The sequence below is a fragment of the Enterobacter cloacae complex sp. AR_0002 genome (assembly GCF_001922365.1).
Classification (GTDB): Bacteria; Pseudomonadota; Gammaproteobacteria; order Enterobacterales; family Enterobacteriaceae; genus Enterobacter; species Enterobacter hormaechei_C.
In genome coordinates, this window is record NZ_CP018814.1 from 3391421 (window position 1) to 3413035 (window position 21615).

Genomic DNA, 21615 nt, shown 5'->3' on the forward strand with positions numbered 1-21615 from the left:
CGAGAATTACTCGTCTTCCAGTTCGATGTTGATACCCAGCGAACGAATCTCTTTCAACAGTACGTTGAAGGATTCTGGCATGCCCGGCTCCATCTGATGGTTGCCGTCTACGATGTTTTTATACATCTTAGTACGACCGTTCACGTCATCAGACTTAACGGTGAGCATTTCCTGCAAGGTGTATGCTGCGCCGTATGCTTCCAGCGCCCACACTTCCATCTCCCCGAAGCGCTGACCACCGAACTGAGCCTTACCACCCAGCGGCTGCTGAGTAACCAGGCTGTAAGAACCGGTAGAACGAGCGTGCATCTTGTCGTCGACCAGGTGGTTCAGTTTCAGCATGTACATGTAACCTACGGTTACCGGACGCTCGAACTGTTCACCGGTACGGCCGTCAAACAGCGTAATCTGACCAGACGTTGGCAGACCACCCAGTTGCAGCAGCTCTTTAATTTCAGCTTCTTTTGCACCGTCGAATACCGGCGTTGCAATTGGCATACCTTTGCGCAGGTTCTCTGCCAGACGCAGCACTTCTTCATCGCTGAAGGTGTTCAGGTCGACTTTCTGACGAACGTCGGTACCCAGATCATAGGCACGCTGGATGAACTCGCGCAGTTTCGCGACTTCCTGCTGCTGTTTCAGCATGGCGTTGATCTTATCGCCGATACCTTTCGCAGCCATACCCAGGTGGGTTTCCAGAATCTGACCGATGTTCATACGAGACGGTACGCCCAGTGGGTTCAGTACGATATCTACCGGCGTACCGTTAGCATCGTGCGGCATATCTTCGATCGGGTTGATCTTAGAGATAACACCCTTGTTACCGTGACGACCTGCCATCTTATCACCAGGCTGGATCTGACGTTTAACAGCCAGATACACCTTAACAATCTTCAGCACGCCTGGTGCCAGATCGTCGCCCTGAGTGATTTTACGGCGTTTCGCTTCGAGTTTTTTCTCGAACTCGTGTTTCAGTTCGTCATACTGCTCAGCCAGTTGTTCCAGCTGATTCTGTTTCTCTTCGTCGGTCAGGCCCAGTTCCAGCCAGCGATCGCGTGGCAGTTTGTCGAGCTTCTCAGCTTCAACGCCACCGGCAACCAGCACCGCATAGATACGGCTGAACAGACCTGCTTCGAGGATTTGCAGTTCTTCAGACAGGTCTTTCTTAGCCTGTTTGAGCTGCATCTCTTCGATTTCCAGCGCACGCTTATCTTTCTCAACGCCATCACGAGTGAAGACCTGAACGTCGATAACCGTACCGGAAACACCGTTTGGTACGCGCAGAGAAGAGTCTTTAACGTCAGACGCTTTCTCACCGAAGATAGCACGCAGCAGTTTCTCTTCTGGCGTCAGCTGGGTTTCACCTTTCGGCGTCACCTTACCTACCAGAATATCACCGCCGGTGACTTCCGCACCGATGTAAACAATACCGGATTCATCCAGTTTGGAGAGCGCAGCTTCACCCACGTTAGGGATGTCGGCAGTGATCTCTTCTGGCCCCAGCTTGGTGTCACGGGACACACATGCCAGTTCCTGAATGTGGATGGTGGTGAAACGATCTTCCTGAACCACACGCTCTGAGACGAGGATGGAGTCTTCGAAGTTGTAACCGTTCCACGGCATGAACGCTACGCGCATGTTCTGACCGAGCGCCAGTTCACCGAGGTCGGTGGACGGACCATCTGCCAGCACGTCGCCGCGCTCAACTGGCTCACCCAGAGACACACATGGCATCTGGTTGATACAGGTGTTCTGGTTAGAGCGGGTGTATTTGGTCAGGTTGTAGATGTCGATACCCGCTTCGCCCGGATACATCTCGTCTTCGTTAACTTTGATAACGATACGGGATGCGTCAACGTACTGAACGGTACCGCCACGCTTAGCAACTGCTGTAACACCGGAGTCAACGGCAACAGCACGTTCCATACCGGTACCAACCAGCGGCTTGTCAGCACGCAGAGTTGGAACGGCCTGACGTTGCATGTTCGCACCCATCAATGCACGGTTGGCGTCATCGTGTTCCAGGAACGGGATCAGGGACGCACCGACGGATACCACCTGCTGAGTGGATACGTCCATGTAGTCAACCTGGTCGCGGCTGAACAAGCTGGATTCGCCTTTGCTACGGCAGGTAACCAGATCTTCTACAAAGTGGCCTTCGTCATCCAGGTTGGAGTTCGCCTGAGCGATAACGTAGTTGCCTTCTTCGATAGCAGACAGGTAATGAATTTCGTCAGTAACAACACCGTCGGTCACTTTACGATACGGGGTCTCGAGGAAACCGTATTCGTTCGTCTGTGCGTACACGGACAGGGAGTTGATCAGACCGATGTTTGGACCTTCAGGCGTTTCGATTGGACATACGCGACCGTAGTGAGTCGGGTGTACGTCTCGAACTTCAAAGCCTGCGCGTTCACGGGTCAGACCGCCTGGGCCGAGTGCGGAGATACGACGTTTGTGCGTGATCTCAGACAGCGGGTTGTTCTGGTCCATGAACTGAGACAGCTGGCTGGAACCGAAGAACTCTTTCACTGCCGCAGAAATCGGCTTGGCGTTGATCATATCCTGAGGCATCAGGGTATCCAGATCGCCCAGAGACAGACGCTCTTTCACCGCACGCTCTACACGTACCAGGCCAACGCGGAACTGGTTTTCCGCCATTTCGCCTACGGAACGGATACGACGGTTGCCGAGGTGGTCGATATCGTCCACTTCGCCTTTACCGTTACGGATATCGATGAGCTTCTTCATCACTTCAATGATGTCGTCTTTGCTCAGGATACCGGAACCTTCGATTTCGTCGCGCAGCAGAGAACGGTTGAACTTCATACGACCAACCGCGGACAGATCGTAGCGGTCTTCGGAGAAGAACAGGTTCTCGAACAGGCTTTCAGCCGCTTCGCGAGTTGGTGGCTCACCAGGACGCATCATGCGGTAGATTTCGACCAGCGCGCTCAGACGATCATTGGTTGGGTCGACGCGTACAGTCTCAGAGATGTACGGACCGTGGTCCAGATCGTTGGTGAACAGCGTTTCGATACGTTTGTGGCCAGCCTGGCTCAGCTTAGCCAGCAGATCCAGGCTCAGCTCCATGTTCGCCGGGCAGATCAGCTCGCCAGTTGATTCATCAACGTAATCTTTCGCGGCTACTTTTCCTGCAATGTATTCAACCGGAACTTCGATGTGTTTGATATCATCTTTTTCCAGCTGGCGGATGTGGCGCGCGGTGATACGGCGACCTTTTTCCACATACACTTTGCCGTCGGCTTCGATGTCGAACGACGCGGTCTCACCACGCAGACGTTCCGGCACCAACTCCATCTGCAACTTGTTGTCGCGGATTTCAAAGATCACTTTCTCAAAGAACAGGTCCAGGATCTGCTCAGTGGTATAGTTCAGTGCACGCAGAATGATGGTTGCAGGCAGCTTACGACGACGGTCGATACGGACAAACAGGTTGTCTTTTGGATCGAATTCGAAGTCCAGCCATGAACCACGGTAAGGAATGATGCGTGCGTTATACAGTACTTTACCGGAAGAGTGCGTTTTACCTTTATCGCTGTCGAAGAAGACGCCCGGGCTACGGTGCAGCTGGGAAACGATAACACGCTCAGTACCGTTGATAACGAAAGTACCGTTGTCCGTCATGAGTGGAATTTCACCCATGTAGACTTCTTGTTCTTTAATATCTTTTACGGTGCCTTCCGGCGCTTCGCGCTCGTAGATCACCAGACGCAGTTTTACGCGCAGCGGTGCGGAATAGGTCACGCCACGGATCTGACATTCCTGAACGTCAAACACCGGTTCGCCAAGGCGGTAGCTGACGTACTGCAGCTCGGAATTACCGCTGTAGCTCTGAATCGGGAACACGGAACGGAAGGCTGCTTCCAGGCCGTACTGCCCTTCAGGATCTTGCTCGATAAACTTCTGGAACGAGTCAAGCTGGATAGAAAGGAGATATGGAATGTCCAGAACTTGTGGACGTTTACCAAAATCCTTACGAATACGTTTTTTCTCGGTATAGGAGTAAACCATAGGGTTCCTCAGCTCGCTGACAAGTCGACCCATCTGTCCGACGAAGGGACAGTTTGTGCAACACCATTTTGTGGACCGGAAAATTGAATACTTTCCGCAATACCTGTTGCTATCACGCTTAAACCATTTCATTGCGATTTACACAGAGCGAGCACCCTGTCGCAGTATATTAAGTCGTCGATAGAAACAAGCATTGTCAGGACAACCAGCAGTCAAACAGTGTGAAATGCTGCTGATGCCTTACAGCGCAAAAAGGCTGGTGACTAAAAAGTCACCAGCCATCAGCCTAATTGCTTAGGCTGCAACCAGAAAAGTTGGCTTATTTAACTTCAACTTCAGCGCCAGCTTCTTCCAGAGATTTTTTCAGTGCTTCTGCGTCGTCTTTGCTCACGCCTTCTTTCAGCGCAGCTGGAGCAGATTCTACCAGGTCTTTAGCTTCTTTCAGACCCAGGCCAGTTGCGCCACGTACTGCTTTGATTACAGCAACTTTGTTCGCGCCAGCAGCTTTCAGAATTACGTCGAATTCAGTTTTTTCTTCAGCAGCTTCAGCCGGGCCCGCAGCTACAGCTACAGCAGCAGCAGCAGAAACACCGAATTTTTCTTCCATTGCAGAAACCAGCTCTACAACGTCCATTACGGACATAGCTGCTACTGCTTCAATGATTTGATCTTTAGTGATAGACATTTAAATTGTTCCTGAAAATCAGAATAAGTTTATACGTAAGCAAATGCTTTATAAAGATAACTGCGATTAAGCAGCTTCTTTCGCATCGCGTACAGCAGCCAGAGTGCGAACCAGTTTGCCAGCCGCAGCTTCTTTCATGGTTGCCATCAGGCGTGCAATTGCTTCTTCGTAGGTCGGCAGGGTTGCCAGGCGATCGATTTGCGATGCCGGGATCAACTCACCTTCAAAGGCTGCAGCTTTGACCTCAAATTTTGCATTCGCTTTCGCGAACTCTTTGAACAGACGAGCAGCAGCGCCCGGGTGTTCCATAGAGTATGCAATCAGGGTCGGACCAACAAACGTGTCTTTCAGGCACTCGAACTGAGTACCTTCAACTACGCGACGCAGCAGGGTGTTACGAACAACACGCATGTATACGCCAGCTTCACGACCTGCTTTACGCAGTTCAGTCATTTTGTCTACAGTAACGCCACGGGAATCCGCAACTACTGCAGACAGCGCGCCTTTGGCTACTTCGCTGACTTCAGCAACAATCGCTTGTTTGTCTTGAAGATTTAAAGCCATTAGCTTTGCTCCTGGATGTTTGCCGGAACTCATGTTCCGGAACTCACTTCACTCGACCCAACGGGAAGAGCGTCTTAATACGGTGAGCAGAAACAAGCCAGAGTATTTAAAATAATCTTAGCGTTCTGTCACCGTCTACGCAGGGGATTAAGTTTCTTGCGAAACACCTGCGGTCTTCGACGGAGGCCTGGATAGGCCAGGCTCCAACGAACAATTCTTTTAGCCGCTAACTTTTGTTAGCAAACGTGGGGGTAAGATTGTAGACAAAATCACCGCCCACGTAAAGGCATTAGTTTGCAGCAGCGCTCAGGCCAGCCTGGTCAACTGCAACACCTGCACCCATGGTGGTGGAGATGCTAACTTTCTTGATGTACACGCCTTTCGCCTGAGTTGGTTTTGCTTTTTTCAGCGCAACCAGCAGAGCTTCCAGGTTTTCTTTCAGTTTGTCAGCGTCAAAGTCCACTTTACCGATGGTGGTGTGGATGATGCCGTTTTTGTCGTTACGATAACGAACCTGACCTGCTTTAGCGTTCTTAACCGCTTCAGCAACGTTAGGGGTTACAGTACCCACTTTCGGGTTTGGCATCAGGCCGCGTGGACCCAGAACCTGGCCCAGCTGGCCAACAACGCGCATTGCATCTGGAGAAGCAATAACAACGTCAAAGTTCATTTCGCCTTTCTTGATCTGATCAGCCAGATCTTCCATACCTACCAGTTCAGCGCCGGCAGCTTTAGCAGCTTCAGCGTTTGCACCCTGAGCAAATACAGCTACGCGTACGGAACGGCCAGTACCGTGTGGCAGTACAGTTGCGCCACGAACGTTCTGATCGGATTTACGAGCGTCGATGCCCAGGTTAACGGCAACGTCAACGCTTTCAACGAACTTAGCGGTAGCCAGTTCTTTCAGCAGAGCGATAGCTTCGTTGATGTCGTACTGTTTGGTCGCATCAACTTTGTCACGGATCACGGACATGCGCTTGGTCAGTTTAGCCATTTCTTAGTCCTCCACTACCAGGCCCATGGAACGTGCAGTACCTTCGATGGAGCGAGTCATCGCTTCAATGTCGGAACCAGTCATGTCGGCAGCTTTGGTCTGCGCGATTTCCTGCAACTGAGCGCGGGAAATTTTACCCACTTTGTCTTTGTTCGGCTTACCGGAACCAGACTTGATGCCCGCTGCTTTCTTCAGCAGAACTGCTGCTGGAGGGGTTTTGGTAACGAAAGTGAAAGAACGGTCAGCGTAAACAGTGATTACAACTGGGATTGGCAGACCTTTCTCCATGGATTCAGTTTTGGCGTTGAACGCTTTACAGAATTCCATGATGTTCACACCCTGCTGACCCAGAGCTGGACCAACTGGTGGACTTGGGTTCGCCATACCTGCTGCAACCTGCAGCTTGACGTAGGCTTGTACTTTCTTAGCCATTCTAAAATCCTCTGATTGGGTAATAACGCCTCGGAGAGGCTCCCCGTGAATAAAATTCGTTTTACGGGTCGGGACCCATAAAAACAAAAGGCGCGAAATTGTATTCCAATCTCGCGCCCTGTGCAACGATTAAATCGTCGCTTTTTTGATCGCTGCTTAGGCTTTTTCTACCTGAGCAAAGTCCAGCTCTACCGGGGTCGCACGACCAAAGATAGAAACGGAAACTTTCAGGCGGGACTTCTCGTAGTCCACTTCTTCGACGACGCCATTAAAGTCAGCAAACGGACCGTCGTTAACACGAACCATCTCACCCGGTTCAAACAGCGTTTTCGGACGCGGTTTATCACCCACCTGCTGGAGGCGGTTCATAATCGCATCAACTTCTTTGTCGCTGATTGGCGCCGGACGGTCAGATGTGCCGCCGATAAAGCCCATCACGCGTGGTACGCTGCGCACCAGGTGCCAGCTCGCGTCGTTCATCACCATCTGAACCAGCACGTAACCCGGGAAGAATTTACGTTCGCTTTTGCGACGTTGGCCGCCACGGATCTCAACCACTTCTTCGGTCGGAACCATAACTTCGCCAAATAACTCTTCCATATTGTGTAATTTGATATGCTCACGCAGCGACGTAGCTACGCGGCCTTCAAAACCGGAAAACGCCTGAACGACGTACCAGCGCTTTTTAGGGGCTTCAGACATCTCAGAACCTCAGGCCAGTGATAAAGGATACCAGGCGAACCAGAATACCATCCAGTCCCCACAGGATCAGTGACATTACAGCGGTTACCGCCGCTACAATCAGCGTGGTGTGCAATGTTTCCTGGCGAGTCGGCCAAATGACCTTGCGGACTTCGGTACGCGCTTCGCGGGCAAACGCAACGGTCGCTTTGCCTTTCGTCGTCAACAGCGCGACACCACCCGCCGCAGCAATCAGAATTACCACTGCAAGCGCGCGTAGCGGCAGCATCATGTCACGATAAAGATAGTTGCCGACAATCGCCACAATCAGCAGCACGGCTACAACTACCCATTTCATCGCTTCCAGGCCGCGCCCGCTCCCTTGAGCTTCGGTATTCGCACTCATAAACCAACCTGTCAGAAGTATTCTACAAACATTTTCACCCCGCGAGTGCGAGGCAAACCAATCGAAATGCTATTCGCTTTTCGTATTATACGCTCTCCGCAGAGCCTGTCTCAGCAATGATTATGACAAAATTAATCACTGATGAGCCAGGTTCTGATGTGAAAGCGTGCAAAAAGGGCATCAAATGATGCCCTTTTATTGCGCATTGCGTCAAATGTTATCAGCGATTAGCCGAGAACTTTAGCAACAACGCCCGCGCCAACGGTACGGCCGCCTTCACGGATTGCGAAACGCAGACCGTCGTCCATCGCGATTGGGTGGATCAGAGTCACAACCATCTTGATGTTGTCGCCTGGCATTACCATCTCTACGCCTTCTGGCAGTTCGATGGTACCGGTCACGTCAGTTGTACGGAAGTAGAACTGTGGACGGTAGCCTTTGAAGAACGGAGTATGACGGCCGCCTTCGTCTTTGGACAGAATGTACACTTCAGATTCGAACTTGGTGTGTGGCTTGATTGAGCCTGGCTTCGCCAGAACCTGACCACGTTCGATTTCTTCACGTTTGATACCACGCAGCAGAACACCAACGTTCTCACCAGCACGGCCTTCGTCCAGCAGTTTGCGGAACATTTCAACGCCAGTACAGGTAGACTTCGCAGTCTCTTTGATACCAACGATTTCAACTTCTTCACCAACTTTGATGATACCGCGCTCTACACGACCGGTAACAACGGTACCACGACCGGAGATGGAGAATACGTCTTCGATTGGCAGCAGGAATGGCTTGTCAATCGCACGCTCTGGTTCTGGGATGTAAGAATCCAGGAAGCCAGCCAGTTCGATGATTTTCGCTTCCCACTCTGCATCGCCTTCCAGCGCTTTCAGCGCGGAACCACGAACGATTGGAGTGTCGTCGCCTGGGAAATCGTACTGAGACAGCAGTTCACGAACTTCCATCTCTACCAGTTCCAGCAGCTCTTCGTCATCAACCATGTCGCACTTGTTCAGGAACACGATGATGTAAGGAACGCCTACCTGACGACCCAGCAGGATGTGCTCACGAGTCTGAGGCATAGGGCCATCAGTCGCAGCAACAACCAGGATCGCGCCGTCCATCTGCGCAGCACCGGTGATCATGTTTTTAACATAGTCGGCGTGGCCTGGGCAGTCTACGTGTGCGTAGTGGCGAGTCGGGGTGTCATACTCAACGTGAGAAGTGTTGATGGTGATACCACGAGCTTTTTCTTCTGGTGCGTTATCGATCTGGTCGAAAGCACGAGCAGCACCGCCGTAGGTTTTAGCCAGTACGGTAGTGATTGCAGCGGTCAGCGTTGTTTTACCATGGTCAACGTGGCCGATAGTACCGACGTTAACGTGCGGTTTTGTACGTTCAAACTTTTCTTTAGACATCGATTGTCCCTCTAAGACACGGATAAATCGGTGATATCACCACATCAACCAGGCGAAAATGCCTGAACTGTTGAATACATTTACATTGAAACAGAGAGAAAGGGAGGGAGAAGTGAAGTGGTGCTGATACCCAGAGTCGAACTGGGGACCTCACCCTTACCAAGGGTGCGCTCTACCAACTGAGCCATATCAGCACGTATTGGAGCGGGCAGCGGGAATCGAACCCGCATCATCAGCTTGGAAGGCTGAGGTAATAGCCATTATACGATGCCCGCATCCTGAAACTCGGCTACCCAGTTCTTTCTGTAACAAAAAAAGAGATTTCTCTCTTTTCTGTTCGAGCTGGTCAATTTTTCCAACCAGCTCCGGCGGCGTTGACGCTGCCAGAAAGTGGTGGTGGGGGAAGGATTCGAACCTTCGAAGTCTGTGACGGCAGATTTACAGTCTGCTCCCTTTGGCCGCTCGGGAACCCCACCGGACTTGATGGTGCCGACTACCGGAATCGAACTGGTGACCTACTGATTACAAGTCAGTTGCTCTACCTACTGAGCTAAGTCGGCATCAAGTAGCGCGCATTCTATGGAGACCTGCGCAGTCATGCAACTAAAAAATTGCATAAAACGTTCTTTCGCTCACATTTTATTCGAAACCAGGGCTAACCGCTGTAAATTCATCCGCTCACGGTTAAAAATTCAACATGAACGCCTGATTTCGGCACGCTATAGCCCCACGTGATACCTGCCCGGTTAAGCATCGCTTTCCCATATTTTTTCTTATTATTCCTCTCATCTGGTGTTAACCTCCTGCCCATTGTCCAAAATTAACTATGTGATGAGCCCGCACCCGCCGTTTCGTGATGGTTCACAGAAGCATGCTTATGAGCAAAAAAGAGCAAACGTTAATGACGCCCTATCTTCAGTTTAACCGTAGCCAGTGGGCAGCCCTGCGTGACTCCGTCCCTATGACACTGACGGAAGGTGAAATCGCACGGCTAAAAGGGATAAACGAAGATCTCTCCCTGGAAGAGGTGGCAGAAATCTATCTCCCCCTCTCTCGCTTGCTTAACTTCTATATCAGCTCCAATTTGCGTCGTCAGGCCGTCCTGGAACAGTTCCTCGGCACGAACGGTCAACGTATTCCTTATATCATCAGTATTGCGGGCAGCGTGGCAGTGGGTAAAAGTACCACCGCGCGCGTGCTTCAGGCGCTGCTGAGCCGCTGGCCGGAACACCGCAGCGTGGAGCTGATCACCACCGACGGCTTCCTGCATCCCAACGAGGTGTTGAAAGAACGCGGCCTGATGAAAAAGAAGGGCTTCCCGCTCTCTTATGATATGCACCGCCTGGTAAAGTTTGTTTCAGATCTAAAATCGGGCGTACCTCACGTTACCGCGCCGGTTTACTCACATCTGATCTACGACCGCATCCCGGATGGCGACAAAACGGTTGTGCAGCCCGACATCCTGATTCTGGAAGGCTTAAACGTCCTGCAAAGCGGGATGGATTACCCTCACGATCCGCATCATGTGTTTGTCTCTGACTTTGTCGATTTCTCAATCTATGTCGATGCGCCGGAAGATTTGCTGCAACGCTGGTATATCAACCGCTTCCTGAAGTTCCGCGAAGGGGCGTTCACCGACCCGGATTCCTACTTCCACAACTACGCCCAGCTCTCTGAAGAAGAGGCTATCAGCGTGGCGACCGGGCTGTGGAATGAGATCAACTACGTCAACCTCAAAGAGAACATCCTGCCGACGCGCGAACGCGCAAGCCTGATCCTCACCAAGAGTGAGAAACACGCCGTCGACCAGATTCGTTTACGGAAGTAGACCTCAGACGTAAAAAAACCGGCTTATCGCCGGTTTTTTATTTATGCATGCGGCTTTTCGCCGTTTTCATCCTGATCGACCGCGAAGCAGGCCACCAGCTGTCCACCATAATCCTTTAGCTGTGGCTGCAACTGCGTACACGGACCGAAGCGGCGACGGCAGCGGGCGTTAAACGCACATCCCGGCGGCGGGTTAAGCGGGCTTGGCAACTCACCGGTCAGCTTAATGCGCTCACGGCGGTCATCCGGGTTCAGCCGCGGCGTCGCAGACAGCAGTGCCTGGGTATACGGATGACGCGGGTTAGTAAAGATCTGATCTTTCGTCCCCTTCTCCACGCAGCGTCCCAGATACATCACCATCACCTCATCGGCAATGTGCTCGACCACGGACAGGTCATGGGAGATGAAGACGTACGACAGTCCCAGATCCTGCTGTAAATCCATCATCAGGTTAAGCACCTGCGCGCGAACGGACACGTCAAGCGCTGAGACCGGCTCATCGGCAATCACCACGTCCGGGTCAAGCATCAGCCCACGAGCGATGGCAATACGCTGACGCTGACCACCAGAGAACATATGCGGGTAGCGATCGTAATGCTCGGTTTTAAGCCCCACCTTCGCCATCATCGCCAGCGCTTTTTCACGACGCTGCTCTTTGCTCAGATTGCTGTTAATCAGCAGCGGTTCTTCCAGAATCTGCCCCACTTTTTTACGCGGGTTTAAAGAACCGTACGGGTTCTGGAACACAATCTGGATTTTCTGGCGACGCAGCTTCTGCGCCTGCGGATCGTGCTTGAGCAGATCCTGGCCCTGATAGTAAAGCTCGCCGCCGGTTGGCGTTTCAATCATCGTCAGCAGACGGCCCAGCGTGGATTTCCCACAGCCCGACTCCCCGACGACCGCCAGCGTTTTACCGCGTTCAAGGCTGAAGGAGACGCCGTCCAGCGCTTTTACCAGGCGCTCGGGGGCAAAAATCCCCTTCTTCACCGGGTAATGTTTTTTCAGGTCGATAGCCTGCAACAGCGGCTGTTGCGTGGTGGCCTGGTGCGTACTCATAGTGTTGGCCTCCCGGCATCATCGAGTGGGTAGTGGCATTTTGACTGCCGACCATCGGCCAGCAGATTCAGCTCTGGCTCCTCGGCGCGGCATTTATCTGTCGCATACGGGCAGCGCGGATTCAGCAGGCAGCCCTGCGGACGGTCATATTTACCCGGAACCACACCCGGCAGTGACGCCAGACGCGCTTTGTCCTGGGCAAACTCCGGCAGCGCACGCAGCAACGCCTGCGTATACGGATGACGCGGCGCGCGGAAGATATCGTGCGAACTTCCGGTCTCCACCACCTGACCCGCGTACATCACGATGATTTTGTGTGCCGCTTCCGCCACCAGCGCCAGGTCGTGCGTAATCAGCACCAGCGCCATATTCTCTTTCTGCTGCAACTCCAGCAGCAGCTCGATGATTTGCGCCTGGATGGTCACGTCCAGCGCGGTAGTTGGTTCATCGGCAATCAGCAGTTTTGGTCGACAGGCAATCGCCATGGCGATCATCACGCGCTGACTCATGCCGCCGGAAAGCTGATGCGGGTAAACGTCCAGACGCGATGCTGGGTCAGGTATCCCCACCTGGTTCAGCAGATCGATAGCACGCTGGCGACGGGTTTTCTTATTCCCACCCTGATGCACCTTAATCGCTTCCATAATCTGGAAACCCACGGTGTAGCATGGGTTCAGGCTGGTCATGGGGTCCTGGAAGATCATCGCCACTTCCGCGCCCACCAGCTGGCGGCGCTGTTTTTCGGAAATACGCTTCAGATCCTGACCGTTGAACTCCAGATTTTCTGCCATCACGCGGCCGGGGTAGTCAATCAGCCCCATAATCGCCAGCGAACTCACTGACTTACCGGAGCCCGACTCTCCTACAATCCCGACCACTTCGCCCTGATTAACGCTGTAGCTGATACGGTCCACGGCGCGAAACGGTGTGCCTTCGTCGCCAAAGTGCACGGATAATTTATTTACATTTAATAACGCCATCTCGTGCCTCTTACTGCTTCAGTTTGGGATCAAGTGCATCACGCAGACCATCACCCATCAGGTTAAATGCCAGCACCGTCAGCAGAATCGCCAGACCCGGGAAGGTGACGACCCACCAGGCGCTTTGCGCGAACTGCAACACGTCGGAGAGCATGGTGCCCCACTCCGGTGTTGGCGGCTGCGCACCCATGCCAAGGAAGCCAAGAGCGGCCATATCAAGAATGGCGTTAGAGAAACCGAGCGACGCCTGAACAATCAGCGGCGCAAGGCAGTTTGGGAAGATATTGATAAACATCTGACGCATCGCACCGGCACCCGCCACGCGAGAGGCGGTAACGTAGTCGCGGTTCACTTCCACCAGCACCGCCGCACGGGTCAGACGCACATAGTGCGGTAGCGCAACAAACGTCAGCGCAAGCGCGGCGTTACCAATCGACGGACCGAAGATCGCCACCAGCACCAGCGCCAGCAGCAGGCTTGGTAATGCCAGCATAATGTCGACGACGCGCATGATGATGTTATCAACAATGCCGCCGAAGTAGCCTGCCACCAGGCCGAGTACGATCCCCATGATCAGCGACAGTACGACAACGAGGCAGCCAACCAGCAGCGACAGGCGTGCGCCGTACATCAGGCGCGAAAGCACATCGCGACCCACGTCGTCGGTGCCCAGCAGGTGCGCCAGGCTTCCGCCGTCCTGCCATGCAGGAGGTGCCAGCAGCGCATCGCGGAACTGATCAGCCGGGTTATACGGCGCAAGGACGTTCGCAAACACCGCAATCAGGATCATGATGGAAACATACACCAGCCCGACGACCGCGCCTTTGTTGCGCTTGAAGTAGTGCCAGAATTCCTGCATCGGCGTCATTGGCACCGGTGCGGTGACCACTTTATTTTGAGTAACTTGTGACATGATGGCCCCTTACTTCTTATGACGAATACGCGGGTTCACCACGCCGTACAGCAAATCGACCAGCAGGTTGACGAGAATAATCATCGTCGCGACCAGCAGTACACCGCCCTGCACAACCGGATAGTCACGGCGTTGCAGCGCATCAATCAGCCAGCGTCCAAGACCCGGCCAGGAGAAGATGGTTTCGGTCAGGATCGCCCCCGCCAGCAGCGTACCGACCTGCAAACCGATAACGGTTACCACCGGCAGCATAGCGTTTCGCAGGGCATGAATGATGATGACGCGCATACGGGTCAGGCCTTTAGCGCGGGCAGTACGAATATAATCCTCGCCCAGCACTTCCAGCATGGAGGAACGGGTCATACGCACGATCACCGCCAGAGGGATGGTGCCCAGCACCATTGCAGGCAGGATCATGTGCGCAACCGCATCAATGAAGTTGCCCTCTTCGCCCCAGATCGCCGTATCAATCAGCATAAAGCCGGTTAACGGATTGGTGTCGTCAAGGAAAACCATATCGCTGACGCGTCCGGAGACCGGCGTCAGGTTCCACTGCACCGAGACCAGCATGATCAGCATCATGCCCCACCAGAAGATAGGCATGGAGTAGCCGGTCAGTGCCAGGCCAACAGCGGTGTGGTCAAAAATAGAGCCACGTTTAACGGCAGCCAGTACGCCAACGGGGATCCCTACCGCGGTCGCGAAGATCATGGCGCAGATACCGAGTTCCAGCGTCGCTTTAAAGCGAGGTACGAACTCGTCCCACACCGGAAGACGGCTTTTCAGTGAAATCCCTAAATCGCCGTGCAACACGCCCCAGATATAGTGGAGATACTGCTGCCACATCGGCTTATCAAGGCCGAGTTCAGCCAGCAGTTGCGCATGACGTTCAGGGGAGATACCACGCTCGCCCGCCATAATCATCACCGGATCACCCGGGATCATATGGACGAAGGCAAAAGTGAGAAGGGTGATACCGATAAACGTCGGGATAACCAGTCCCAGACGTCGGAGGATGAACTGCAACATAACCCGGATTCTCTCTGATGACGCACACTCAGTGGCGTGACGTCTGTATTGCTCACAAATGTAAATTCCCTCTCCCTGTAGGAGAGGGTTAGGGTGAGGGGGTGCATGCACGCCCCTCACCCCTGCCCTCTCCAGGAGGGAGAGGGAGAACACCCTACTTATTATTCAACAGACACGTTTTCGAAGTGGTGTTTGCCCAGTGGATCGACCACGTAGCCCTTCACTTCTTTACGCACTGGCTCGTACACGGTGGAGTGAGCAACAATCAGCGCCGGAGCCTGATCGTGCATGACAACCTGCGCTTGCTTGTACAGTTCGATACGTTTGTTGTGATCGTCGGTCGCACGCGCCGGCTGGATCAGATCTTCAAACGGCTTGTAGCACCAGCGAGAATAGTTAGAACCGTCTTTCGCTGCCGCACAGCTGAACAGGGTCGCGAAGAAGTTGTCCGGATCCCCGTTGTCACCGGTCCAGCCCATCATGACCGCCTGGTGTTCACCCGCTTTGGCGCGCTTCAGGTACTCGCCCCACTCGTAGGTCACAATCTTGGCCTGTACGCCAATCTTCGCCCAGTCAGCCTGAACCATTTCCGCCATACGGCGTGCGTTCGGGTTGTAAGGACGCTGTACCGGCATCGCCCACAGCTCAACGGTAAAGCCTTTGTCCTGGCCCGCTTCTTTCAGCAGCGCTTTCGCTTTCTCAGGATCGTAGGTGTAGTCCTTAATGTCGTCGTTATAGCCCCACATGGTTGGTGGGATCAGGTTCTTGGCCGCAACGCCTGCGCCCTGGTAAACGGCTTTGATGATCGCTTCTTTGTTCACCGCGTAGGTCAGCGCCTGACGCACTTTCACGTCATCGAACGGTTTCTTCTCGGTGTTGAAGGAGAGATAACCCACGTTCAGGCCCGCCTGCTCCAGCAGGTTGATATTTTTGTCCTGCTTCATGCGCGCGATGTCAGCCGGGTTTGGATACGGCATCACCTGACATTCGTTTTTCTGCAATTTTGCGTAACGCACGGATGCGTCAGGCGTGATGGAGAAGACCAGACGGTCGATCTGCGGCTTGGTGCCCCAGTAGCCCGGGAAGGCTTTATACAGAATACGGGAATCTTTCTGGTACTGAAGCAGCTGGAACGGGCCGGTACCGATTGGGTTCAGGTCCACTTTTTCCGGAGTGCCGGCTTTCAGCATGTTGTCCGCATACTCTTTAGAGAGAATCGAGGCGAAGTCCATCGCCAGGTCAGCCAGGAATGGCGCTTCCGGACGCGTCAGCACAAACTGGACGGTTTTATCGTCCACTTTTTTCACTTCAGCGATCAGGTCTGGCAGACCCATCCCTTCGAAGTATTCATAGCTGCCGCCAGACACTTTATGGTACGGGTTCTGGGCATTTTTCTGACGGTCGAAGGAGAACACAACGTCGTCGGCGTTAAAGTCGCGCGTAGGTTTAAATTCTTTGCTGTCCTGCCACTTCACGCCCTGACGCAGGTGGAAGGTATAGGTTTTACCGTCTTCGCTGATATCCCACTTTTCAGCCAGGCCAGGAATCACTTCCGTGGTGCCGGTTTTAAATTCAACCAGACGGTTATAGATCGGTACAGAGCTTGCGTCGTAAGTCGTACCAGAGGTAAAGAGCTGTGGGTTAAAGCCTTCCGGAGAGCCTTCAGAACAGTAAACCAGGGTTTTTGCCTGTACGCTTGCTGCAACGGTCATGGCCACCAGGCTCAGACCAAGCTTCAGCATCCCTGACTTCTTCAAGGAAATACTCATTATTGTGCTCCAATGTGATGTTTTGCTTTGTTGTGTTACGCCGCCTGACCTTTATTTATTTTTTACCCGGTCCGGTCGGTGATGCCCGAAGGCGTTAAAAGGGATAGAGAATCCTTTCAGAAGAGCGTTTGAGTTGCAGCGCAGATCCTCCCTGAAATGCCCCTCGTGCCCTACAATCTGTCAACAGAATGTGAAAACGTCAATACAGGTGGCGGGGATTTACTTGGAGTGTGAGAAACCGCAAACAAAGATTAAAAAAACCCTGACCGTGAGTTTTCAGCAGAGAAATTTATGCTACTCGCCATGATGCAGCACAATTATCTTCATATTTCGCAACACTCAGTGATTAAGTTTTATTCAGAATGGGTAAATTTTCTTACAGGATGGTGATTATCTGAGCACTAAATACCGCGAACGTTAAAACGCACAGCGAAAAATGCTGAGGTTATCCATAAGCAACGCGAAAAAAGATCAAACTATATATAAAAAAATACAATGGATTATGTCACAAAACCGCAAGCAGGCAGGGGGAAGCAGGGCTAAGGGGTATTTTGAGGACTCGTGCGGGGTAACGCGTTAATGCAAAAAGGGCTAACCTTGCGGTTAGCCCTTTTTAGAATGTGGTCGGCGAGAGAGGATTCGAACCTCCGACCCACTGGTCCCAAACCAGTTGCGCTACCAAGCTGCGCTACTCGCCGAATGCGGAGCGCATCTTACTGCTGAGGTGCGCCCCCGTCAATCCCTTATTTTCAAAAAGCCATTCAACTGGCGATATTCTCGCCAGACCAGCTACTGCGCGGCTTTTGTGGTGTTATCAGGGAGTTTACACCAGTTGTTGTTTTCGTTAATCCCACCGTTCGGTGAGGTATAGCCGAGACAGCCCATAATGGTGTCGTACAGCTCAACGTGACGGCGCGGTACCTTGATCTCTGCCTGCTGTTTCAGATGGGCAAACATTTTGGCTTTGTCCGGATTTTCCAGGTACTTATCCGACATCCACATGATCATCGGCACGCGGAACTGCTCAGGCGGGGCCAGCTTACGCGGCGTACCGTGTAAATGCTCTTTCTCGTTGATGGACTCGCCGTGGTCGGCCGCGTAGATCACAATCGCTTTCTTATCGCGAAGCTGGTCGATCACCCGACTGAGGAAGGTATCCACATACAGAATCGAGTTATCATAGGCATTGATCAGCTCCTGCTTGCTACAGTTCTTGTTAATGCCGACGCACTCAGGCGTCCATTTGGCGAAATCGCGCGTGTAACGCTGATAGTAGCTGTAGTGTGACCCTTTGGTATGCAGAACAATAAGATGCTTACCCTGCGGATGGTTTTTCAGTGACTGTTCCATCTCAGAGAGCAGCAGCATGTCATCAACGTTCTTTCCGCGGTTACGCGGCTCGGCGCCAATCTGCTCGCGGTAGGCGATGTTATCCGCCATGGTGTTGGTGTAGAACCACATCTCACTTTGCATGGCGAACAGATCGGAGCTAAATCCAAGCTGCTTCAGAACAGCAAACACGTTTTGCTCTTTGAGAGTACGCTGAGGATTATCACTCGCACCGCCCTCACGAACAAACATACAGCGCAACGAGAGCTTCGTGGCGGTATCGCAGGAGTAGCCGCGGTAAGCTACAAGATTCTTTTCCTGCGCCAGTTTCGGGGTGGTATCGCGGTCATAACCGAGGATACCCATATGATCCCAGCGCGTCGTTTCGCCGATAACGAAGACCACGTAAGTATCATCCAGCCCGTCAGCCGGAGCCTGGTAGGTGAACTTTTTGGTTGGGTTAATCAGCGATTTCACATCGCTGGATTCGTCCGCCTGAGCCCAGGCATAAAGACCTAACGCCGACAGCCAGTTAGACGGCAGATACGAGTTAGCCACCACGCCGCCGTAGCTTGGCATATCCACGCCTGTCGCTTTTTCGATCCTTTTTTGCTGTTTTTCCATCAGGCGAATAGGCGCCCACACCAGCAGACCCGCCAGAAGAACGACGGCGACGTTGCGGATGCGCTGTCCCCGGGTACGCAGCTGGCGTAACAGGGTGTAGCGGCAGGTGTTACTCCAGATAAAGAAGAGCGGGATCAGGCAGGTCAGAATCGTCCACAGGATGAACCCTTGACCCACCACCTCTTTCGAGAGGTCGATGTCCGTGGTCATCACCGAGGCCACAATACCGTAGCCAATGACCACATTCATGAATGTCATGTAATAGCTTGCGGCGGCGGAGATAATCACCACCAGCGAGGCCAGAACCTGCCATGTACGTCTGCCAAAAAGCGAGAGCAGACGTAGCAGGAAGAAGGTCGCCAGAATTGAGCCAAACACTTCAATCGCGGCAAAAATTCCATTTCTTACAGTGAGGTGTTCGAAATAACCTTCCACTCGTCTGAACAGCACCGCGCCATTCAGAAACAAACCGATATAGACAGCCAGCATCAGACACAATCTTTGCTGGGTAAGAGACCTAATATATTTCATGCAAACAACCCTGGGGGAAGGGGTATAAAGACCCGCCGAATCTCAGTGAGAAAGCTGACAGAGTAAGTAGATGCGAGAGAAACCGTTATCAGAAACGTCTACAAGCGCGATAAGTAGACCACAGCAGGAAAGAAAAGTGGCAGCAGAGAATGTGAATCGATGAAGATTTTTACAAAATAGCAAGTCCGGAAGCGATTTAGAAATAAATAAAAGAGGCCCTGCGGCCCCTTTTTATCGAATCATGCATGCGCTTCTTTATATACCTCGCGCTGCGGCTGACGAATCGTGGTGGACAGCGCCAGCGAAATAATCAGCAAGGCAAATATCACGCAGAATGTCACGTAGAAGCCACCAAACAGCGAGGCAATCAGTGAACCGCAAATACTGCCGATACCGAAGCCGAGATAAATCACGCCGTAGTTTTTCGCCAGGTTGTTCAGGCCGAAGAACTCGCTCACCAGCGACGGGAAGACGGTAATAGTGCCGCCAAAGTTAAAGGCTACGCAGGCTATCGCCGCAAAGAATGTCGCCTCGTTCAGCGGAGCGAACAGCAGTGCTGCCATACCCACCAGGGAGATCACCTGCCCCAGCGTAATCACGCGGATCCGGGCGATTTTGTCAGACAAGATACCCAGTACCAGACGACCCGAGAGGTTAGCGATAGAGATGACCGTTACGGCGTTCGCCGCCGTCGCCGCGTCCAGTTTTACCATTCCCTGCGCGATATCTTTCGCCACACCGATGACATACAGACCGCTCATGCAGGCCGTCAGGAACATCACCGCCAGCATCCAGTACTGCGGCTTACGCATGGACTGAGCGAGGGTGAAATCGTTCTCCACCACGCCGTTAACGGTTTTCACTTCCTGCTGCGGCGCATCTTTCATCAGCGTGGCGCCGAAGAGGATCATTACCAGCACAATCACGCCCCAGATCATAAAGGTTTTCTCAAGCCCAACCGAGGCCAGCAGATGCGCATCGATGAATTTGAAGCCGAGGCTGCCCAGGCCATATGAACCAATGGCAAATGCGGAGATAAGCCCTTTACGCTCCGGGAACCACTTCACGCAGTTAGACAGCGTCAGCAGATAACCTGCGCCGTCCGCCAGCCCCACCAGCACCCCGGCGCTCAGCCACAGCATCATCAGGTTGTTAGAATATGCCGTCAGGAAGAATCCCAAGCCCAGCAAGATCCCGGAGGCCATGGTTACACGCTTCACGCCGAAACGTTCCTGAAGTTTGCCCGCCACGGAAGAGGAAATTGCTAACCCAAGACTCAGCAAGCCGAAGGAGAATGCCACCTGGCTTATCGGCGCGCCGAGCTTATCGGACAGGGCGCTGTTAAACAGGCTCCAGGTATAGACCGATCCCAGTGCGAACTGGGTAACGATGGTGCCGAATAGCGTCAGCCAACGCGTGCGGTTATAAGTTGATGTGTTCATGGCAGTGTCCTGCAAGATAAATTATGGAAATTCGCTGAGGACAACGATAAACAAAACCTTTATAGCGTTGGGGAAAAACGGAATGAAATGCAGGAGAGAAGGAATGAAATGCCTGGGATCTGGAATGAATGACCTTGCCGGGGAATGAAGCGCTGTTCTGTTAGTGGGCACTATCGCTCCAGACCCCGTCATAATTGTATTAAATATGTTATCGTATCGTTTAAAAAAATAACAACCCTTAAAATTTGGCGCTCAATCCCAGCGTATATAAATATTCTTCTTCAGTTTGCTGGTTATAGCTGATCTTCGCCCAGGGGTGTAAATCACCATACTGCGTATCAACACGCCAACCCAATGAGTTCACGCTGGCATGCCAGAGGGGATCGGTAAGCGACTGCGTGGTGGTTGTATCCTCAAACGCATTCACCGTTACAGGGGGGGCGCCATCAGTGCGCCACGCCATGACGGGCCCGGTGGTGAAATGTCCCGCCACGGGAAAATTCCAGCCAACGCTCAGAACGGTTTCCGCATCCGAACCGGAGGGATCGTTCAGGGTAAACCCCGTAGCATTCTGCGTGCGGTTAATACGCTCCGCGAGAATATCTTCATAACGAGGTTGGTGATCGGCGTCCCATGTATAACGTTCCGTCGTATTACTTTGTGCATCTGAAACGATATATTCCTGTTGCCACGCAAAAGCGGTGTGACAAAAAAGCAGGCAGACTGAAACACCCACCAGGCCAGAAGCAGCATGGCGACCACTGATTTTTTTTATCATCATCAAAGCGACTCCAGAAAGAGCCGAGTTCGGCGATATATGTCATTGTTCGAAGAGGTATTAGGGCGTATAGCCCTGTATTAACTATTGTCTCTTTAGCAGACACGTCAAGCCGGGCAGATTGAAAT

General features: G+C 52.7%; 17 protein-coding genes and 5 tRNA genes. 1 reads left to right on the forward strand and 21 read right to left on the reverse strand.

Features of this window, described 5'->3' with window-relative positions; all coding sequences use genetic code 11:
* Positions 1-6: 6 nt before the first annotated feature.
* The 12 genes from rpoB to AM329_RS16855 form a co-directional block, all read right to left on the reverse strand.
* Positions 7-4035 carry a DNA-directed RNA polymerase subunit beta gene (gene rpoB, locus AM329_RS16795; RefSeq protein ID WP_008503453.1) on the reverse strand — a complete coding sequence of 1343 codons (4029 nt, stop codon included), beginning with the start codon at positions 4033-4035 and terminating at the stop codon, positions 7-9.
* A gap of 319 nt (positions 4036-4354) precedes the next feature.
* Positions 4355-4720, reverse strand: coding sequence for a 50S ribosomal protein L7/L12 (gene rplL / locus AM329_RS16800; protein ID WP_002445276.1), 366 nt, complete (start codon positions 4718-4720; stop codon positions 4355-4357).
* Between the two features lie 66 nt (positions 4721-4786).
* The gene (rplJ, locus tag AM329_RS16805) at positions 4787-5284 is read right to left on the reverse strand and encodes a 50S ribosomal protein L10 (RefSeq protein WP_003862338.1); all 498 of its coding nucleotides are present in this window, start codon (positions 5282-5284) and stop codon (positions 4787-4789) included.
* Positions 5285-5573: 289 nt separating this feature from the next.
* Positions 5574-6278 (reverse strand): 50S ribosomal protein L1, encoded by a 705-nt coding sequence (rplA, locus tag AM329_RS16815; protein WP_006810530.1) that lies wholly within the window; start codon positions 6276-6278, stop codon positions 5574-5576.
* Positions 6279-6281: 3 nt separating this feature from the next.
* Positions 6282-6710: a 50S ribosomal protein L11 gene (gene rplK / locus AM329_RS16820; RefSeq protein WP_003862340.1), complete on the reverse strand. Its 429-nt coding sequence runs from the start codon at positions 6708-6710 to the stop codon at positions 6282-6284.
* Between the two features lie 156 nt (positions 6711-6866).
* On the reverse strand, positions 6867-7412 hold the full coding sequence (gene nusG, locus AM329_RS16825; RefSeq protein WP_003862341.1) for a transcription termination/antitermination protein NusG: 546 nt from the start codon (positions 7410-7412) through the stop codon (positions 6867-6869).
* Between the two features lies 1 nt (position 7413).
* On the reverse strand, positions 7414-7797 hold the full coding sequence (gene secE, locus AM329_RS16830) for a preprotein translocase subunit SecE (RefSeq protein ID WP_003862342.1): 384 nt from the start codon (positions 7795-7797) through the stop codon (positions 7414-7416).
* 227 nt (positions 7798-8024) lie between these two features.
* Positions 8025-9209: an elongation factor Tu gene (gene tuf, locus AM329_RS16835; RefSeq protein ID WP_023323999.1), complete on the reverse strand. Its 1185-nt coding sequence runs from the start codon at positions 9207-9209 to the stop codon at positions 8025-8027.
* A 118-nt stretch (positions 9210-9327) separates the two neighbouring features.
* A tRNA-Thr gene (locus AM329_RS16840) sits at positions 9328-9403 on the reverse strand.
* Positions 9404-9409: 6 nt separating this feature from the next.
* Positions 9410-9484 (reverse strand) — tRNA-Gly (locus tag AM329_RS16845).
* Between the two features lie 116 nt (positions 9485-9600).
* A tRNA-Tyr gene (locus AM329_RS16850) sits at positions 9601-9685 on the reverse strand.
* A gap of 8 nt (positions 9686-9693) precedes the next feature.
* Positions 9694-9769, reverse strand: a tRNA-Thr gene (locus tag AM329_RS16855).
* 317 nt (positions 9770-10086) lie between these two features.
* On the opposite strand from AM329_RS16855, the gene coaA reads away from it, so the two are divergent.
* The gene (gene coaA / locus AM329_RS16860) at positions 10087-11037 is read left to right on the forward strand and encodes a type I pantothenate kinase (RefSeq protein WP_015569977.1); all 951 of its coding nucleotides are present in this window, start codon (positions 10087-10089) and stop codon (positions 11035-11037) included.
* A 41-nt stretch (positions 11038-11078) separates the two neighbouring features.
* Here the strand turns inward: coaA and dppF are convergent, their stop codons facing one another.
* The 9 genes from dppF to AM329_RS16905 all read right to left on the reverse strand — a co-directional run bounded on the left by dppF (position 11079) and on the right by AM329_RS16905 (position 21490).
* The gene (dppF, locus tag AM329_RS16865) at positions 11079-12092 is read right to left on the reverse strand and encodes a dipeptide ABC transporter ATP-binding subunit DppF (RefSeq protein WP_022650198.1); all 1014 of its coding nucleotides are present in this window, start codon (positions 12090-12092) and stop codon (positions 11079-11081) included.
* Positions 12089-13072 carry a dipeptide ABC transporter ATP-binding protein gene (dppD, locus tag AM329_RS16870; protein ID WP_022650197.1) on the reverse strand — a complete coding sequence of 328 codons (984 nt, stop codon included), beginning with the start codon at positions 13070-13072 and terminating at the stop codon, positions 12089-12091. Before dppD ends, dppF begins: the two co-directional genes overlap by 4 nt.
* 10 nt (positions 13073-13082) lie before the next feature.
* Positions 13083-13985: a dipeptide ABC transporter permease DppC gene (gene dppC, locus AM329_RS16875; protein WP_003862349.1), complete on the reverse strand. Its 903-nt coding sequence runs from the start codon at positions 13983-13985 to the stop codon at positions 13083-13085.
* 9 nt (positions 13986-13994) lie between these two features.
* Complete coding sequence (dppB, locus tag AM329_RS16880; protein WP_006810536.1) at positions 13995-15014, reverse strand: dipeptide ABC transporter permease DppB; 1020 nt, start codon at positions 15012-15014, stop codon at positions 13995-13997.
* Between the two features lie 161 nt (positions 15015-15175).
* On the reverse strand, positions 15176-16783 hold the full coding sequence (gene dppA, locus AM329_RS16885; protein ID WP_003860756.1) for a dipeptide ABC transporter periplasmic-binding protein DppA: 1608 nt from the start codon (positions 16781-16783) through the stop codon (positions 15176-15178).
* Positions 16784-17404: 621 nt separating this feature from the next.
* Positions 17405-17481: transfer RNA gene (locus AM329_RS16890), tRNA-Pro, on the reverse strand.
* Between the two features lie 91 nt (positions 17482-17572).
* Positions 17573-19267: a kdo(2)-lipid A phosphoethanolamine 7''-transferase gene (gene eptB, locus AM329_RS16895; RefSeq protein WP_023323998.1), complete on the reverse strand. Its 1695-nt coding sequence runs from the start codon at positions 19265-19267 to the stop codon at positions 17573-17575.
* Between the two features lie 239 nt (positions 19268-19506).
* Positions 19507-20709: an MFS transporter gene (locus AM329_RS16900; protein WP_022650195.1), complete on the reverse strand. Its 1203-nt coding sequence runs from the start codon at positions 20707-20709 to the stop codon at positions 19507-19509.
* 238 nt (positions 20710-20947) lie between these two features.
* Complete coding sequence (locus AM329_RS16905; protein WP_022650194.1) at positions 20948-21490, reverse strand: lipase; 543 nt, start codon at positions 21488-21490, stop codon at positions 20948-20950.
* Between the last annotated feature and the right edge of the window lie 125 nt (positions 21491-21615).

What these genes read in the sequence shown, in the direction of transcription:
- dppF (WP_022650198.1), bottom strand. Translation starts at nt 12,092, where the DNA reads ATGAGTACGCACCAGGCCACCACGCAACAGCCGCTGTTGCAGGCTATC.
- rpoB (WP_008503453.1), bottom strand. Translation starts at nt 4,035, where the DNA reads ATGGTTTACTCCTATACCGAGAAAAAACGTATTCGTAAGGATTTTGGT.
- tuf (WP_023323999.1), bottom strand. Translation starts at nt 9,209, where the DNA reads ATGTCTAAAGAAAAGTTTGAACGTACAAAACCGCACGTTAACGTCGGT.
- secE (WP_003862342.1), bottom strand. Translation starts at nt 7,797, where the DNA reads ATGAGTGCGAATACCGAAGCTCAAGGGAGCGGGCGCGGCCTGGAAGCG.
- nusG (WP_003862341.1), bottom strand. Translation starts at nt 7,412, where the DNA reads ATGTCTGAAGCCCCTAAAAAGCGCTGGTACGTCGTTCAGGCGTTTTCC.
- dppD (WP_022650197.1), bottom strand. Translation starts at nt 13,072, where the DNA reads ATGGCGTTATTAAATGTAAATAAATTATCCGTGCACTTTGGCGACGAA.
- dppB (WP_006810536.1), bottom strand. Translation starts at nt 15,014, where the DNA reads ATGTTGCAGTTCATCCTCCGACGTCTGGGACTGGTTATCCCGACGTTT.
- AM329_RS16900 (WP_022650195.1), bottom strand. Translation starts at nt 20,709, where the DNA reads ATGAACACATCAACTTATAACCGCACGCGTTGGCTGACGCTATTCGGC.
- eptB (WP_023323998.1), bottom strand. Translation starts at nt 19,267, where the DNA reads ATGAAATATATTAGGTCTCTTACCCAGCAAAGATTGTGTCTGATGCTG.
- dppC (WP_003862349.1), bottom strand. Translation starts at nt 13,985, where the DNA reads ATGTCACAAGTTACTCAAAATAAAGTGGTCACCGCACCGGTGCCAATG.
- rplK (WP_003862340.1), bottom strand. Translation starts at nt 6,710, where the DNA reads ATGGCTAAGAAAGTACAAGCCTACGTCAAGCTGCAGGTTGCAGCAGGT.
- rplL (WP_002445276.1), bottom strand. Translation starts at nt 4,720, where the DNA reads ATGTCTATCACTAAAGATCAAATCATTGAAGCAGTAGCAGCTATGTCC.
- rplA (WP_006810530.1), bottom strand. Translation starts at nt 6,278, where the DNA reads ATGGCTAAACTGACCAAGCGCATGTCCGTGATCCGTGACAAAGTTGAT.
- dppA (WP_003860756.1), bottom strand. Translation starts at nt 16,783, where the DNA reads ATGAGTATTTCCTTGAAGAAGTCAGGGATGCTGAAGCTTGGTCTGAGC.
- coaA (WP_015569977.1), top strand. Translation starts at nt 10,087, where the DNA reads ATGAGCAAAAAAGAGCAAACGTTAATGACGCCCTATCTTCAGTTTAAC.
- rplJ (WP_003862338.1), bottom strand. Translation starts at nt 5,284, where the DNA reads ATGGCTTTAAATCTTCAAGACAAACAAGCGATTGTTGCTGAAGTCAGC.
- AM329_RS16905 (WP_022650194.1), bottom strand. Translation starts at nt 21,490, where the DNA reads ATGATGATAAAAAAAATCAGTGGTCGCCATGCTGCTTCTGGCCTGGTG.